General features: G+C 68.8%; 14 protein-coding genes. 10 read left to right on the top strand and 4 right to left on the bottom strand.

What is annotated here, in order from left to right:
* Positions 1-149 precede the first annotated feature (149 nt).
* The 6 genes from ACFVQ0_RS01120 (at position 150) to ACFVQ0_RS01095 (ending at position 7,724) form a co-directional block, all read left to right on the top strand.
* Entirely contained in the window at positions 150-974 is an 825-nt protein-coding gene (locus ACFVQ0_RS01120) for a FadR/GntR family transcriptional regulator (RefSeq protein WP_390083305.1), read from the top strand.
* Positions 975-1,171: 197 nt separating this feature from the next.
* On the top strand, positions 1,172-2,482 hold the full coding sequence (locus tag ACFVQ0_RS01115; RefSeq protein WP_390083303.1) for an ABC transporter substrate-binding protein: 1,311 nt from the start codon (positions 1,172-1,174) through the stop codon (positions 2,480-2,482).
* Positions 2,482-3,444, top strand: a complete 963-nt coding sequence (locus ACFVQ0_RS01110) for a carbohydrate ABC transporter permease (protein WP_390083301.1) — start codon at positions 2,482-2,484, stop codon at positions 3,442-3,444. Before ACFVQ0_RS01115 ends, ACFVQ0_RS01110 begins: the two co-directional genes overlap by 1 nt.
* Entirely contained in the window at positions 3,441-4,316 is an 876-nt protein-coding gene (locus ACFVQ0_RS01105) for a carbohydrate ABC transporter permease (RefSeq protein ID WP_390083299.1), read from the top strand. The genes ACFVQ0_RS01110 and ACFVQ0_RS01105 overlap by 4 nt, the downstream gene beginning before the upstream one ends.
* A 96-nt stretch (positions 4,317-4,412) precedes the next feature.
* On the top strand, positions 4,413-5,627 hold the full coding sequence (gene manD / locus ACFVQ0_RS01100) for a D-mannonate dehydratase ManD (RefSeq protein WP_390083298.1): 1,215 nt from the start codon (positions 4,413-4,415) through the stop codon (positions 5,625-5,627).
* Positions 5,628-5,678: 51 nt separating this feature from the next.
* On the top strand, positions 5,679-7,724 hold the full coding sequence (locus tag ACFVQ0_RS01095) for a prolyl oligopeptidase family protein (protein ID WP_390085330.1): 2,046 nt from the start codon (positions 5,679-5,681) through the stop codon (positions 7,722-7,724).
* Positions 7,725-7,739: 15 nt separating this feature from the next.
* Here the strand turns inward: ACFVQ0_RS01095 and ACFVQ0_RS01090 are convergent, their stop codons facing one another.
* Positions 7,740-7,871 carry a hypothetical protein gene (locus tag ACFVQ0_RS01090; protein ID WP_311301560.1) on the bottom strand — a complete coding sequence of 44 codons (132 nt, stop codon included), beginning with the start codon at positions 7,869-7,871 and terminating at the stop codon, positions 7,740-7,742.
* 848 nt (positions 7,872-8,719) lie between these two features.
* Here ACFVQ0_RS01090 and ACFVQ0_RS01085 point away from each other — a divergent pair.
* The 3 genes from ACFVQ0_RS01085 to ACFVQ0_RS01075 are packed head-to-tail and all read left to right on the top strand — an operon-like array spanning position 8,720 to position 12,048.
* Positions 8,720-10,258: a CDP-glycerol glycerophosphotransferase family protein gene (locus ACFVQ0_RS01085; RefSeq protein WP_390083296.1), complete on the top strand. Its 1,539-nt coding sequence runs from the start codon at positions 8,720-8,722 to the stop codon at positions 10,256-10,258.
* A 3-nt stretch (positions 10,259-10,261) separates the two neighbouring features.
* Positions 10,262-10,978 carry a 2-C-methyl-D-erythritol 4-phosphate cytidylyltransferase gene (locus ACFVQ0_RS01080; RefSeq protein WP_390083295.1) on the top strand — a complete coding sequence of 239 codons (717 nt, stop codon included), beginning with the start codon at positions 10,262-10,264 and terminating at the stop codon, positions 10,976-10,978.
* A gap of 29 nt (positions 10,979-11,007) precedes the next feature.
* On the top strand, positions 11,008-12,048 hold the full coding sequence (locus ACFVQ0_RS01075; RefSeq protein WP_390083293.1) for an NAD-dependent epimerase/dehydratase family protein: 1,041 nt from the start codon (positions 11,008-11,010) through the stop codon (positions 12,046-12,048).
* A 91-nt stretch (positions 12,049-12,139) separates the two neighbouring features.
* On the opposite strand, the gene ACFVQ0_RS01070 is transcribed toward ACFVQ0_RS01075, so the two are convergent.
* The 3 genes from ACFVQ0_RS01070 to ACFVQ0_RS01060 all read right to left on the bottom strand — a co-directional run bounded on the left by ACFVQ0_RS01070 (position 12,140) and on the right by ACFVQ0_RS01060 (position 15,251).
* Entirely contained in the window at positions 12,140-12,949 is an 810-nt protein-coding gene (locus ACFVQ0_RS01070) for an acyltransferase (protein WP_390083292.1), read from the bottom strand.
* Positions 12,950-13,119: 170 nt separating this feature from the next.
* A complete protein-coding gene (locus ACFVQ0_RS01065; protein WP_390083290.1) occupies positions 13,120-14,262 on the bottom strand; it encodes a glycoside hydrolase family 3 N-terminal domain-containing protein in 1,143 nt (380 codons plus the stop codon).
* 104 nt (positions 14,263-14,366) lie between these two features.
* On the bottom strand, positions 14,367-15,251 hold the full coding sequence (locus ACFVQ0_RS01060) for a GH25 family lysozyme (RefSeq protein ID WP_390083288.1): 885 nt from the start codon (positions 15,249-15,251) through the stop codon (positions 14,367-14,369).
* A gap of 303 nt (positions 15,252-15,554) precedes the next feature.
* Between ACFVQ0_RS01060 and ACFVQ0_RS01055 the strand changes: the two genes are divergently transcribed.
* A complete protein-coding gene (locus tag ACFVQ0_RS01055; RefSeq protein WP_390083286.1) occupies positions 15,555-16,004 on the top strand; it encodes a spore-associated protein in 450 nt (149 codons plus the stop codon).
* Positions 16,005-16,014 lie beyond the last annotated feature (10 nt).

The following is a 16,014-nucleotide window of genomic DNA, read 5'->3' as shown; positions in this document are numbered from 1 at the left end:
CATCCGATGCCCCGCCCCCTGTGTCCCGGCCCGCTGGTGCGGGACACGGGGCGGGCGGAGCCGTGCGGCGGCCGGTCGTGGCCGCTCGTGGCCGCGAGCAGCCGGTCAGGGCTCGTGTACGGGCCGCGACCGGCCTGTACGCTGCGATCATGCAGCCGTCCGCCCCCTCCTCCCCGTCAGGTTCCGAGCGGCCGGGCCCGGTCGCGGACCCCGCCCGGCGCGGGCTCCTCACCGAGAGCATCGCCCGTCAGCTGGAGCACGACATCAGGTCCGGAGAGATCGCCGTCGGGACCAAGCTCCCCTCGGAGCGCGAGCTCGCCGCCCACTTCGGCTCCAGCCGCAACGTCGTGCGCGAGGTGCTGCGGCGGCTGGAGGCCCAGCACCTGATCGAAGTCGCCCCGGGACGGGGCTCCTTCGTCCGGGAGCAGTCCTCCGGGCAGGCCAGGGGGTACGACGCGCTGTACCGGGCGGGCCGCCCCACCGTGCGTCAGCTCATCGAGGCCCGCATCCCGTTGGAGGTGGAGATGGTCCGGCTGGCGACCGAGCGGGCGACGGACGAGGACATCGCGGTCATGCGGTCCGCGCGGGACGCCCTGGAGGCGGCCACCGATGTCGTCGTCAAGGCCCAGGCGGACATGGACTTCCACGACGCCATCGCGGTGGCGAGCAAGAACCCGGTCCTGCGGATCATGCTGTCCTCGATCAGCGGGATGATGTTCGAGATGATGCTCCGCTCGAACTCCGATCCATCGATCGCGGAGGCCGGCGTGCCGCACCATCCGGAGATCTTCGAAGCGGTCGAGGCGCGGGACGTCGACCTCGCCTGCGCACGGATGCGGGAACACCTGACGCTGGGACTGCGCACCTACGGGGCCGATCTCGACCTGCGGGTCGACACCATGGCCCGCAACCACATCGAGACGCTGCTCGACCAGGCGGAGGGCCGCCGGGGCGGCAACGGGCCCGCCGAATGACCGGGCGGCCTGTTCGGCCCTGACAGGTTCTCTCCCCGGGGGCTGGCCGACATGGCACCTCTGCTGTTACGGTCCCGTCTGAACCAACTGGTCCTACCAGTTGGACCAGACGGTCGGGGTGGTGCGGACCGGGACGCGACGCGCAGCCCCCGGCACCACGAGACCCGGCACCGCACCGCACAGAGACGAGGACAAGGATGTCCACGAGCAGCCAGCTCCTGAGCCGGCGCTCCTTCGGGAGGCTGGTGGCGGGGGCCGCCGGGGCGGGGGCGCTGAGCGCCTGTTCGGCCGGCGGCAAGAAGCCCTCGGCCAGTACGCCGCTGCGGATCATGGCGATCAACCACGTGTGGTCCCAGGCGGTCAAGCGCCGCGTCAAGGAGTTCGAGGACCGGATCGGCCGACGGGTCTCGATGACCCTGCTCACCGCCGACCAGCTGTCCAGCAGCTACAACGTCAAGCTGAACGCCTCCGGCACCGACGTCGACGTCATGATGGTCCGCGCACTCCAGGAACAGCTGGTCTTCGGCCACAACGGCTGGCTCGCCGACCTCAGCGACCGGGTCGAGGGCGACGCGGAATTCGGCTGGACCGACTTCCAGAAGGCCCCGCGCGAGGCGTCCGTGACCGCCGGAAAGGTGCTGAGCGTCCCGGTGGTGACCGAACGCCCCGCGCTCTACTACCGCAAGGACCTGGTCGAGGACCTCGGCGGGCCGCCGCGCACCCTGGACGCGCTGATGGACGCCGCCCGGGAGCTGACCCGGCGCGACAAGGGCTTCTACGGATACGTCGGCCGGGGCCAGCGCAGCGGCGCCGTCTCCCAGTGGTCGAGCTTCCTCTACTCGCACGGCGGGGACTTCGTCGTCGACGGGAAGTCCGGCATCGGCAGCCCAGAGGCCCTGGCCGCGTACGAGTACTACGGCAGCCTGCTGGCCAAGGCCGGACCGCCCGGCGCGACCAACATGAGCCTCGAACAGGCGATGCCGATCTTCGCGCAGGGCAAGGCGGCGTTCTACATCGACGCCGACGCGATCTACAGCAGCTTCCTCGACCCCAAGGTGTCCAAGGTGCGCGAGAGCGTCGGCTTCGCGCCGTTCCCGGCCGGACCTGCCGGTGCCAGACCGCACAACATCCCGTCATGGAGCCTCGGCATCAACACCTTCTCCCTGCTGCGGGACGACGCCTGGGAGTTCATCAGGTGGGCCGCGGGCCCCGGGATGTCGGCCACCCTCCAGTCCGACGGCATACCCGGCGCCCGCTCCTCGGTGTGGTCCGACCCGAAGACGCTGGCCTCCTTCCCGCCGGACCTGGCCGAAGCCATGCGGATCAACGCCGAACGCGGACGCGGCTACGACCGGCCCCGGGTCCTCCAGGTCGGCCGGGCCCGCGACATCGTCGGCCGCCCGCTGGTCGCGGGCATCCTCGGCGAGTCCGTCCCACCGGTCGCACGCGACGCGGACGCGGAGTTCGCCGAGTTCCTCGTACGCGACAACCGCCACAAGGAGTCCTGATGTCCACCACCGAGGTCTCCGCGGCCCGCTCCGCACTCCGCCCGCCGGACACGGCGGCGCCCCGCGCACGCGGGCCCCGCACCTTCGAACAGGCCAACCGGCGGCTGAAGTGGATGATGCTCGCCCCGGCACTGCTCTTCGTCGGCCTGATGATCGTCTTTCCGCTGGCCTTCACCCTCGACCTCAGCCTCACCGACGCCTTCGGCGCGGTGAACGCGGGCAAGAGCCACATCGGGCTGCGCAACTTCGCCGATGCCCTGGAGGACACCCGCAGGTTCTGGCCGGCCGCCCGCCGCACCCTGGTCTTCACCGTCGGCGCGGTGGTGCTGGAGACGGTGCTCGGGCTCGCCCTGGCGATGCTGATGCGCAAGCCGTTCCGGGGAATGCGCTGGGTGCGCACCGTCCTGATCATCCCGCTGCTCGCCACACCGGTCGCGATCGGCATCCTGTGGCTGCTGATCCTGGATCCCACCAACGGGATAGCCAACCACCTGCTCGCCGCCGTCGGCCTGCCCCGGCAGGAGTTCCTCGGCTCCGTCAGCCAGTCACTGCCGACGCTGATGCTCATCGACGTGTGGCAGTGGACGCCGATGATGACGCTGCTGCTGCTCGCGGGGCTCACCACACTGCCCGAGGAACCCGAGGAGGCCGCGCTGGTCGACGGAGCAAACGGCTGGCAGCGGTTCCGCCACGTCATCCTCCCGATGCTCGGGCCCACGCTCGCCACCGCACTCGTGCTGCGCGCCGTCGACGCGCTGAAGACCTTCGACATCCTCTACGCCACCAAGGGCGCCGGCGGCGGGTCGGACTTCGAGGTGGAAACCCTCAACGTCTACGCCTACGGGCTGACCTTCGACTACCAGGAGTACGGGCTCGCCGCCGCCGTCCTGGTCCTGTTCACGCTCTTCATCATCGGCGTCGTGGTCCTGCTGCGCCGCCGTGGCGGAAGGAAGAACGCATGAGTGCCACCGTCTCCCACGCCCCCCGGCCCTCCGGCGCCCCGTACACCGCCTCGCGCGCCCGCAGGCGCCGGGGCGGGACGTGGCTGCGCGGCACCGCCATCACGATCGTCACGCTCGTCTTCGCGCTGCCCCTCGTGTGGATGTTCGCCGCCGCCTTCAAGACCAATGTGCAGGTCACCGACCCGTCCGTCGGGCTGTGGTTCAGGCCGACCCTGGACAACTTCCGCAGCATCGTGGAAGCCGGGCAGATCGTCCGCTCGATGGGCAACTCGTTGCTGGTCGGCGTGGTGTCGACGGTCCTGTCCGCCGTCATCGCCGTACCGGCGGCCTGGGCGGTGGGCCGGTTCAACATGCACCGAACCGGCTCCCTGATCCTCGTCGCGCGCATCGTCCCGGCGATCTCGCTCCTCGTCCCCTGGTACTACCTGTTCGCGCGGATGGGGCTCGTCGGCTCCTACACCGTGCTCGTGCTGAGCCACATGTTCGTCTCCGTCCCGCTGATCATGTGGATCATGATCAGCTTCTTCGCGGGACTGCCGGTCGAACTGGAGGAAGCGGCGCGCACCGACGGACTGAGCGCCTTCGGCGCCTTCTGGCGCATCTCGCTGCCGCTCGCGGCGCCGGGTACCGCGACCGCCTCGCTGCTGGCATTCGTCTTCAGCTGGAACAACTTCATGTTCGCGCTGGTCTTCGCCGACGACCGCACCCAGACCGTGCCGGTGACCCTGTTCAACTTCATCTCCTACGCGAGCACCGACTGGGGCGGGCTGATGGCAGCCGCCACCCTCATCACCGTGCCCGTCGTACTGGCCGCCGTCCTCGGACAGAAATACCTGGTCGCCGGGCTGACCTCCGGCGCCACCAAGGGCTGAGAGGCCACCGCCCGGCCTGGGCCGGAGCGCGGCAGCCGCACCCGGCCCAGGACCGACCCGCACACCCTCCCCGACATCCGGAAAGAGAACACACGCATGAAGATCGTCGACGCCAAGGTCGTCGTCACCAGCCCCGGCCGCAACTTCGTCACCCTGAAGCTGACGACCGACGAAGGACTCACCGGCCTCGGGGACGCCACCCTGAACGGCAGGGAACTCGCCGTCGTCAGCTACCTCACCGACCACATCGCGCCGCTGCTCATCGGCCTCGACCCGCACCGGATCGAGGACACCTGGCAGTCGCTGTACCGGGGTGCCTACTGGCGTCGGGGACCGGTGACGATGGCCGCCATCGCCGCCGTCGACGTGGCGCTGTGGGACATCAAGGCCAAGGCCGCGGGGCTCCCGCTCTACCAGCTGCTGGGCGGCGCGAGCCGCGAACGCGTCCGCACCTACGGCCACGCCAACGGCCGCGACATCCCCGAACTCCTCGACTCCGTGCGGGCCAGGATCGCCGAGGGCTACCCCGCCATCCGTATCCAGTCCGGCATCCCCGGCCTCAAGGCCGTCTACGGAGTGTCCGACACCGACGAGAAGGGCTCGCAGGTCCTCCACCAGCAGGCCCGCCCCCTGGTGGAGGACTGGGACACCGAGGCGTACCTGCGCCACATGCCCGCCGTCTTCGACGCGGTACGCGCCGAGTTCGGCCCCGGACTCCCGCTCCTGCACGACGCCCACCACCGGCTCACCCCGATCCAGGCCGCCCGGCTCGGCAAGGACCTGGAGCCCTACCGGCCGTTCTGGCTGGAGGACTGCACACCCGCCGAGAACCAGGAGGCGCTCCGCCTGGTGCGCCGCAGCACCACCACGCCCCTGGCCATCGGCGAGGTCTTCAACACGGTGCACGACTACCAGGCGCTGATCACCGAGCAGCTGATCGACTACGTACGGTCCGCGGTCACCCACTTCGGCGGCGTCACACCGCTGCGCAAGCTCTTCGACTTCGCCGCCCAGTACCAGATCAAGAGCGCCGTGCACGGACCGGAGGACATCTCCCCGGTCGGCATGGCCGCCGCCGTCCACCTCGACCTGGCCGTTCACAACTTCGGCATCCAGGAGTACTCCGGCCACACCCCGCTCACCCACGAGGTGTTCCGCCACGCCTACACCTTCACGGACGGGTACCTGCACCCGGGCGAGACCCCCGGCATCGGGGTCGAGCTGGACGAGGAGCTGGCGGCGGCCCATCCGTACGCCCAGGCGTATCTGCCGGTCAACCGCCTCCACGACGGGACCGTCCACGACTGGTGATCCTCGGGGCATCGGGGGATATGGTCCCGCCGGGCTTCCCGGACCTGCACAATTCGGGGTGTGATCGAAAAAGACCCGTACCTGTGGCTGGAAGACATCGAGAGCGAGGCCGCGCTCGCGTGGGTGGCCGAACGGAACGCCGAGACGGCGGCCGCCCTGGCCACCGACGCGGGGTTCGCCGCCCTCAAGGAGGGGCTGCGGGAGGTGCTGGACGCCTCGGACCGCATCCCGTACACCGTCCGGCGCGGAGCGTTCCTCTACAACTTCTGGCGGGACGCCGCGCATCCGCGCGGCCTGTGGCGGCGTACGACGCTGGAGCAGTACCGCAAGGACGCCCCCGAGTGGGAGCCCGTCCTCGACGTCGACGCGCTCGCCGCCGCCGAGGGCGAGAAGTGGATGTGGGCCGGGGCACGGGTCCGGCACCCCGAGTACGACCGCGCCCTGGTGTGCCTGTCGCGTGACGGCGGTGACGCCGTCGTGGTCCGGGAGTTCGACCTCACCACCCGCACCTTCGTCGAGGACGGCTTCCAGGTGGCGGAGGCGAAGACGCGGATCGGGTGGATCGACGCCGACACCGTCTTCATCGGCACCGACTTCGGGCCGGGCTCCATGACCGACTCCGGCTATCCGCGGACGGTACGCAGATGGCGGCGCGGCACACCGGCGCAGGACGCCACCCCGGTGTTCGAGGGCCGGACGCAGGACGTGTCGGCCGGGGGCTGGCACGACAGCACCCCCGGCTTCGAGCGGGACTTCGTCTTCCGGTCGCTGGACTTCCACCACAGCGAGACGCACCTCCTGACCGCCGACGGCTCACTCGTCAGGATCGAGGTGCCGGACGACGCCTACGCCTACGCCCATCGCGAGTATCTGGTCGTGAGCCTCAAATCCGGCTGGCTCGGACACCCGGCGGGATCCCTGCTGGCGTTCGGCTTCGACGCGTTCCTGGCCGGCGACCGCACCGCGGAGGTGCTGTTCACCCCGGACGGGCGGACGGCCCTGTCCGGGCACTCCTGGACCCGGCACCACCTGATCCTGGAGACGATGCGCGACGTCAGCACCCGCATCGAGGTGCTCACCCCGGCACCCGGTGGCTGGGCCCGCAGTCCGCTCGCCGACGTTCCCCCGCTGTCCGCCGTCAGCGTCGTCGACACGGACCCGGACGTCTCCGACGAGTACTTCCTCGACGTGTCGGGATTCCTCCAGCCGTCCACCCTGTACCACGGCGAGATCGGCGCCGGATCGCAGATCCTCAAGCAGGCCCCGGCCCGCTTCGGCACGGCAGGGCTGGCGGCGCGGCAGTACTTCGCGGTCTCCGCGGACGGGACACGGGTGCCGTACTTCGTGATCGGCCCCGACCGCTCCGCCCCCGGCACGGCCCCCGGGCCCACCCTGCTCTACGGTTACGGAGGCTTCGAGGTCTCCCTCACCCCGTTCTACGGCGCGACGACGGGCCGCGCGTGGCTGGAACGGGGCGGCACCTACGCGATCGCGAACATCCGCGGCGGCGGAGAGTACGGCCCCGACTGGCACCGGGCCGCACTCGGCGCGAACCGATCACGGGCCTTCGAGGACTTCGAGGCCGTCGCCGCGGACCTGGTGGCGCGGGGCATCACCACCCCGGACATGCTGGGCGCGGCGGGCGGCAGCAACGGCGGACTGCTCATGGGCGCGATGCTCACCCGCAGCCCGCAGCTGTTCGGCGCGATCGTCGCCCAGGTACCGCTGCTGGACATGCTCCGCTTCCACGAGCTGCTCGCCGGCGCGTCGTGGATCGCCGAGTACGGAGACCCCGACGACGAGGCCGACCGCCCCCATCTGCACGCACTCTCCCCGTACCACCGGCTCGACGCGGACCGGGCCTACCCGCCGGTGCTCCTGACGACCTCGACCCGTGACGACCGCGTCCACCCCGGCCACGCCCGCAAGGCAGCGGCACGGCTGCGCGAACTGGGCCACCGCGTCCTGCTCCACGAGAACACCGGCGGCGGACACGCGGGCGCAGGGGACAACGAGCAGGCCGCCCACAACAGCGCCCTGACGCACACCTTCCTGTGGCAGCACCTCACTCCGCGGGAGCGGCCGGCCGCCGGCTGACCGTACGGGCGTCGCTCAGCCCGGTGTCGGCACCTGGATGTCGTAGACGAGCGCATACGTGATGTCCCGGGCCTGGCGCAGGTCGTAGCCCGTCGCGTCCAGGATCACCCTGAGCGCCCGCATCCGGTCGCCACCCAGCATGAACATGCGCGCGTCCACCTGCGCCCCGGCCGGAACCGGCAGAGCACGGGCTCGCCGCGGATCCACGCCCCGCGGGATCTTCGGCAGCCCGCCCTCGGTTGTCTTCCTACCCCCGAACACCTTTGGCCCCGCCCCTCACCCGTACGAACAGTTCGTGGAGGACATCCTATGCTGACGGGCACTCAGCCGGTCCGGGGCGCTCGCCGCCGGGAGCGGTGCGGGCCAGGCCCGTGCGGTGGGGGATGACGACGAGCTGCGCAGACGGTCGCGCCTGCAAACGCGACGGCGGATCCGGCCGTGCACAGCGCCCGGCCGGCGATCTCCTCCTGCCCGGCCGGTGCCACGGCGGCGATCCCGCGACGCTGTCCCTTTCCAGTGCAACCGGACCAGCCGCTCACGCGTCCTAGTACGTGCGCACCACAGGCCCACCCGGTTCGACGGGGCTTCGCATGGAGTGGCAGACAGGCATACCGGCGCTTCCGGCCCCGGTCGGATCACGTTCTGCGAGAGGGCCCGAGGGCGCGCTCGACCGCAGCGTCCGGTGACGGCCCCCCGTCTCAACTTGGGGCTCGTGTGACTCGGTAAGCTATGCTCCGGCAATCGTCTCACCTGGCGCTGGCAGGCTCTGTGGCCGTCGCACATGCCTCGTAGAAGGCGTAACGGTTCACAAATTTGGAAGGACGACGATGGCGCGTTGCTCAATAGCGACGATTTCCTGGGAGCGTGTGCACCTCAGTCTCGTTGTGGAGGTCGCCGACTTTACTGGAGATGCTAGTGCTCTCAGCTTCCTGATTGTTGACAACGGGCGCGAATTCCCGGTTAACTCTCGGCAAATCGGCGCCGAACAGCATCGCTTGGATATCAACGTCACCAACTTCGAGAACCGGCGCCAAGTGCCCAACGGCACCTGGCGGATCGTCCCGGTGCTCGGTGACGAGCAGCTGCCGGGGGCCACGTTCGACCTCAAGGCGACGGACCGGCTCGACGTCAGTTCCCGCGTCTTCCTCTACGACCGCAATCGCTCGGTGTACGTCATTTCGTTCGGTCTTTCCGACGATGACGAGAATCCCGAGTTCCTCATGCGGACGTACCAGCTGTTCCGCGGTGGTGGCGGCGGCAAGAAGAGCAAGACGAAGAAGCCCATGGGTAAGCGAATAGCACTGAAGGTGCTGCCGCGGGCCCGGCGACGCAAGCTCGCCAACCGTTTCTACTGGGCCGCTCGCCGTCTGAACCCGCCGCGCGGGAACAAGATCCTCTTCGCCTCCGAGATGCGCACCGGCCTCGGCGGCAACCTGGCGCGCGTCCACGACCGGATGATCGAGCGGGACCTCGACAAGAAGTACAAGTTCAATCACTCGTTCCGAATACCGTCGACCGCGAACAAGTGGAGCACGCTCCGCCTGATCTATCTGCTCGCGACGTCGGACACCGTTCTGATGGACGACTATTTCGGGCTTCTCGGTAACCTGACCATTTCGCCGGAAACCAAGATAATTCAGCTCTGGCACGCCGGAAGCGGTTTCAAGGCGGTCGGTTACAGCCGCTTCGGAAAGTACGGTTCGCCGAAGCTCTCCAACGCCCACCGCAAGTACACCTACGTCATCACCGGGTCCAAGCACCTGGTGCCGGTGTACGCGGAGGCCTTCGGTGTCGAGGAGTCGGCGGTCGTGCCGACCGGCCTTCCCCGCATCGACACCTTCCTCAACGAGGAGCACTCCCAGAAGGTTACGGACGACTTCTTCGCCTCCTACCCGCAGTTCCGGGGCAAGAAGATCGTGCTGTTCGCGCCGACCTTCCGCGGGAAGAGCATCAGCGACGCGCACTACGACTACGACCGCATCGACTTCGAGAAGCTCCACGAGGTCTGCGGCGACAAGTACGTCGTGCTCTTCCGGATGCACCACTTCATCTCGGAGCCCCCGCCGATCCCCGAGGAGTACTCGGACCGGCTGATCGACTTCGCGTCGTTCCCCGACACCAACGACCTGCTGCACGTGACCGACGTGCTGGTCACGGACTACTCGTCGGTGATCTACGAGTACACGCTGCTCGACAAGCCGATCCTGTTCTACGCGTACGACAAGGACACGTACTCGGTGATCCGCGGGTTCCACCGCGACTACGACAGCGTCGCTCCCGGCACCATCTGCGTGACCTTCGACGACCTGCTCAAGGCACTGCAGGACGAGGACTTCGACCTCTCGAAGGTCGAGGAATTCCGGCGGGAGAACTTCGACTACGTCGACACGAACTCGGCGGACCGCGTGATCGACTGGCTTGTCGTCGGAGATCACGGAGGCCGCGAAACGGGCGGTCAGCACCAGTGGCTGGACACTGTTCCGGACAACACCGCGGTGGGCGACCAGCCGCTCAGCGACCAGTCGGAGGAATGACCTGTGAATGTTGCCCTGCTTTTCGCCGGCGGTATTGGGTCGAGGATGAACAGCCGTGCTCTCCCCAAGCAGTTTTTGGAGATCCACGGCAAGCCGATCATCATCCACACCCTTGAACACTTCGAGGCGCACCCGGAGATAGACGCGATAGCCATCGCGATACTCCCCGAGTACCGCGAACTGATGGAGAAGCTCCTCAAGCGGTACGAGATCGAGAAGGTCAAGTGGGTCATCGACGGTGGCCGGACCGGTCAGGAGTCGCGGCACAACGCGCTCAGGACGGTTGCCGCCGAGTGCCCCGCCGACACCGTCGTGCTCGTGCACGACGGCGTGCGGCCGCTGATCGACGCCAAGCTGATCACGGCCAACATCGAGACCGTCCGCGAGCACGGCTCGGCCATCACCTGCACCAAGTTCAACGAGACCGTGGTGTCGAGTGAGTACGAGCACATCGACGACGTGATCCCGCGCGACCACATCTACGCCGCGCAGGCCCCGCAGAGCTTCCGGCTCGGCGAGATCCTCTCCCTGTACGACCGGGCGGTCGAGGAGGGCGAGCACGACACCATCGACTCCTGCTCCCTCATGCACCGCTACGGGCGCAAGATCTACCGGGTCGTCGGTCCCCGCTCGAACATCAAGATCACGACGTCCGAGGACTTCTACCTGTGCCGGACGTTCTTCGAGATCCTCGAAAACCAGCAGATCGTAGGTACGTGATTCCATTGACCACCGTTTCCAGTCCGGTCGTGGCGCACGACCTCGACGAGATCCTTGACCGCGACCTGCCGTGGAGCGAGCTGTCCGGCCGCACCGTGCTGGTCACCGGTGCGAGCGGCATGCTGCCGTCGTACGTCGTCTACACGCTGCTCGCACTGAACGACCGGCACGGCGCGGGCATCACCGTGCACGGCCTGGTGCGCAACGAGGAGAAGGCCAGGCGGCTGCTCGCGGACGTACTGGACCGCCCGGACTTCAACCTGGTCGTCCAGGACGTGTCGGTTCCGCTGGAACTGCCCAGCCCGGTCGACTACGTGATCCACGGGGCGAGCGCCGCACGCCCCGCCCTGCACGGCAGCCAGCCGGTCATGACGATCAAGGCGAATCTGCTCGGCACCTTCAACCTGCTCGACCTCTGTGTGGAGAAGGCCAGCCGCGGATTCGTCCTGATGTCCTCCGCCGAGGTCTACGGGGCCCAGGCCCCGGAGACCGAGCTGATCGACGAGCAGAGCTACGGCGGCTTCGACATCCTCAACCCGAGGGCCTGCTACGCCGAGGGCAAGCGCGCCGCCGAGACGATCTGCGCGACCTACCAGGCGCAGTACGGCATCGACAGCCGCGCCGTCCGGTTCGGTCACGTCTACGGTCCGGGGATGGCGCTCGACGACGGGCGCGTGCAGGCCGACTTCGCGGCGAACGTGGTGGCCGGCAAGGACATCGTGCTCAACAGCGACGGTTCCGGCGTACGGACCTACACCTACGTGGCCGACGCCATCGCGGGCCTGTTCTACGCCCTGCTCCGTGGCGACGACGTTGCCTACAACGTCGCGGACCCGGCCGGGCTGGTCTCGATCCGGCGGCTGGCCGAGCTGTTCACCGAGGTGCGCCCGGAGCGCGGGCAGCAGCTCCGCTTCACCAACGAGTCGGACGCGCGCGCCTACAGCCTGACCAAGAAGCAGGGCCTGGACAGCGCGCGGCTCGCCGCACTCGGCTGGAGCCCGGTGGTGGATCTGCCGACCGGGCTGAACCGCATGGTGACGCATCTGGAGTCGAGCGCCCCGGTCCAGTAGCGACATCGGACCTCGCGCGCACGTGAAACGGCCTCGGGCCCGGACTTCCGTCCGGGCCCGAGGCCGTTTCACGCGATGTCACCGAGGCGACTCAGGAGGAGCGGAACTTCCTGGCGAACCGCCGCACCGGAGCCGGCAGGATCCGGGCCGCCCCCTGCCGCTGGGCCCTGGGCTGCTGCCGGATCACCGGCTTCGCCGGGACGTCGTCCTCGACAGTGGGATTCCAGTACTGCGCGGACTTCTCGCCCTTGCGCGGATGCAGCTCGTTCGGGCGGCGCGAGACGACCTCGGGACGCTCCCAGGCGATGTCCCGCCGCACCACCCGCGCCGGTGCTCCCACCGCGATGCAGTTGTTGGGTATGGACGAGGTGACGATGGACCGGAAGCCGATCACCGAGCCGTTGCCGATGGTGACGCCGCCCATCACGACCGCGTGCTTCGCGATCCAGACGTGCTCGCCCACCACGATCGACTGCGACGGGTTCGCCCGCTTCTCGGTGTGCACGTCGAAGATCGGGTGGGTGTCGTCGCCGCGCACCTCGATGTTCTTGGCGAACATCACATCGGCACCGATCGTCACGGAGACGCCCTCGACGGCGGAGAGGAAGGTGCGGCCGGCACAGCCCACGTTCTCGCCGATCCGGATCCGGGACTCGTGCCCGCAGCGCAGCTCGAAGCGGAGACCAGCGCGCTTCTTCGTGGTCTGCTCGATGTCGATCTGCCCGTTGTCTCCGGTGAAGGTGACAAGCAGGTCCTTGACGTCAGCCTTGGGGCTGATGACTAGCCTGTTGTTCGATCCCTTGAACCGGATATCGATCTTGGCGTCACGGATCTCGCCGTCATAGACGATCTCGTTTCCCTGATCGTCCTTGTAGCGCTCAAGCTTGTGTACTTGCAGCATCGTGATCTGAGGGGTGTCCTCGCCCGGGTCAGGGTCGGACCTGCCCCTCGTACCTCCGTTCCGGCCTGCGATTCGGCCTAAGCTATCAGGTGACTGTATTACTGGTCCTTGGCCGGACCTTGGCGTGATCGAACCGATAGCGGCCGCGCTGCCGGCGGCCGTCCCTGAGCTCAGGCGAGGCCGCCGCGGAGCGCGTTCACGCGCTTCACGCCCGCGTCGAAGGCCGCCCCGTCGAGGGTGCCCGCCGTCAGCGCCTCGCTCAGCGCGGTCACCGCCGCGTCCCCCTGAGCGGCGTCCCGGGCCGAGCACAGGATCAGGTCCATACCGGCCGAGGCCGCCAGCACGCTGCGCTTCGCCGTGGAGCCGTAGGCCTTGAGAGCGCCGGCCTCCAGCGCGTCGGTGACGGTCACGCCCCGGAAGCCGAGCCGGTTCCGCAGCTCGCCGATCACGGTCGGGGACAGCCCGGCGGGCCGGTCCGCGTCCAGCGCCGGGTAGACGGCCCAGGAGAGCATGACGAGCTTGGTCCCGGCGGAGACCGCCGCGCGGTAGGGCGCCTCGTCGACGCTCCGGAGGGTGGCGGCCGACGTGGTGAGGGTGACGGGGCCCAGGTCGGTGTTCTGGCTCGCGGAGGCGGGGCCGAGGCCGGGGAAGTGTTTCGCGGTGGCCGCCACCCCGGCGGCCTGCTGCGCGGTGATGAAGGCCGAGCCGCAGGACGCCACCGCCTCCGGGTCCTCGCTGTAGGACCGCTCGTACTGGTCGGTGAAGTCGCCTGCCGTGCGGTACACGTCGAGCACGGGGGCCAGGTTGACGTTCATGCCGACGCCCGCGAGGTTCATGCCCGCCCCGCTCCCGGTGAACTCCGCCTGCCCCTCCGGGTCCGACGAGGCGCCGACGTCCTTCGCGGACCACACCGGCTCACCGGGCAGTCGGCGCACCAGGCCGCCCTCCTGGTCGGTCATCAGGAGCAGCGGGGCGCTCACCGGGGCGTCGGCGTGCGCCGCGTTCATCTCCTGGATGACACCCTCGATCTGGCTCAGGCTCTTGATGTTCTCGGTGAAGAAGATGACCCCGGCCGTCCGCCCTTCGCTGATGGCGTCCATCAGCCGGGCCGGAGGCGTGAGCCCGGGGTAGGAGTGGATGACGCACTGCCCGGCGCGCTGTGCCGGGGTCAGGGCCGCGAGGGGGGAGGGTGCGCCCTCCGGCATGCGTACGGCCGCTTCCGCACGGCCCGCCAGCCCCAGCCCGCCGGCCAGGGCCGCCGTTCCGGCGAGCAGAGCGCCGCGCCTGCTGAGGGGCTGTGGTGTCGAGCTCATGAATCTCTCCTTCGCGAAAGGTCGTTGCGCCCGGTGCTCACGCCGTGGCCGGTCCCGGGGGCGCGGTCACCGCTCCTGCGGTCACCGCGCCCCCGGAGCCGCTGTCACGGCGTGTTGTTGGCCAGGGCCAGCAGGCGGGAGCGGTCACCGCTGAAACGGTCGCGGTCGACGTTGCCGGAGATACCGCTCACCGAGCCGGTCGACGTGTACTGCCAGACGGTCCAGAAGGGGAAGCCCGTCGGGATGCTCGGGCTGCCCGCGGACGTCCAGTGGGCCACCCACAGCGGGCTCTTGGCGGACATGCCGCTCCAGCCGCCGGTGCACGAGTTCCACCAGCTCGGGCTGGTGTAGATGACGACGTCGCGGCCGGTGCGGGCCTTGTACGTGTTGTAGAAGTCGAGGATCCAGGACTGCATCGCGGCGGGCGTCTTGCCGTAGCAGGTGCCCTCGATGTCCAGTACGCCGGGGAGCGTCAGGTTGTCGCGCGACCAGGCGCCACCGTTGTCGGCGAAGAAGTTCGCCTGTGCCGCGCCACCGGACACATCGGGCCGCCCGTAGTGGTACGCGCCCCGGATGACCCCGGCGTTGTACGCGCCCAGGTAGTTGGTGCTGAAGGTCGGGTCCTTGTACGTGGTGCCCTCGGTCGCCTTCATCCAGGCGAACTCGATGCCCGCGCCCCGGGCCGAGGTCCAGTTGATGCTGCCCTGGTAACTGGAGACGTCCATCCCCACGGGGTTCGCCAGGAGGTTCGCGTCAGGTGCCCCTTCGAGGGCCGGCTGCCGGCTGTCCGGCTTGAAGTCCTTGCTGTCCTGGACGTAGCCCACGCCCATGTAGCCCTTGCCCAGTGGCACGGTGCTGTCGGAGGGCAGCGGCGCCGAGGCGGCGGTGCCCGACATCAGGCTGAGCGTCAGCGCGGCGCTCATGCCGAGGACACCGGCCACGGAGAGTCTCCGCTGGGCGGATGTGAGGGAGAGGCGGCGGGGAAGCATGGATTCCTCCTGCTTGGTGGGGGGAGAGAGGCAGAGGATCTACGCGCGTCCACATGACGCGAACACGACACAGTGAGCCACAGGGGAGTGCGGCTGGTAAATAGCTTTCCGATTCATTAGTGGTCTAGACCTATTCGCGCTCCGGTGAGCTGCGAAAACGGAAGGGCTCCGGTGGAACTTTCTCCGAGTGGTGCCGGTCGCCGCCGCTTCGGCATCTCCGGGTGCATCCGGCACAACCATCCTTGTCGTTCGAGGGTCACATCAAGTGGGAGTAATCCGCTCTCAGAACTACAAGGGGGATATATGCGAAGCGTACGTAATGTCGCGACTGTCGCGGCGTTGGCCACGCTGACGCTGGGTGCCACCGTCGTACTCAGCACGACCGCCTCTGCCGCGCCCAACGTCACACCGCAGGGGGTCTGCGGCAGTGCCTACAAGACGGTGAACTCGGCGCCCATCGGCTCGCAGGGCACCGTCTACCTGACGTACAACTCCGCGAACGGCAAGAACTGCGTCGCGACCATCCGCGCCAACCCGGGCACGGCCAAGAGCATGTCCACGTCCATCTACGTCTCGGACACCGACGAGTGGGCCGGTGACGACGGCAACTACACGTCGTATGCCGGGCCCGCGTACGTCTACGGCAAGGGCCACTGCGTGAGTTGGAGCGGCAGCATCGGCAACGTGTACGTGTCGGTCGACAACTCCAACTGCGCGAAGCTCAAGGAACACCGGGTCACCGAGATCCGCTGATCCGGCGTAC

The organism is Streptomyces sp. NPDC057900, from assembly GCF_042887885.1.
Lineage (GTDB): Bacteria > Actinomycetota > Actinomycetes > Streptomycetales > Streptomycetaceae > Streptomyces.
The sequence above is the reverse complement of the archived record's forward strand: the minus strand, read 5'-3'. Positions and strand labels throughout refer to the sequence as shown.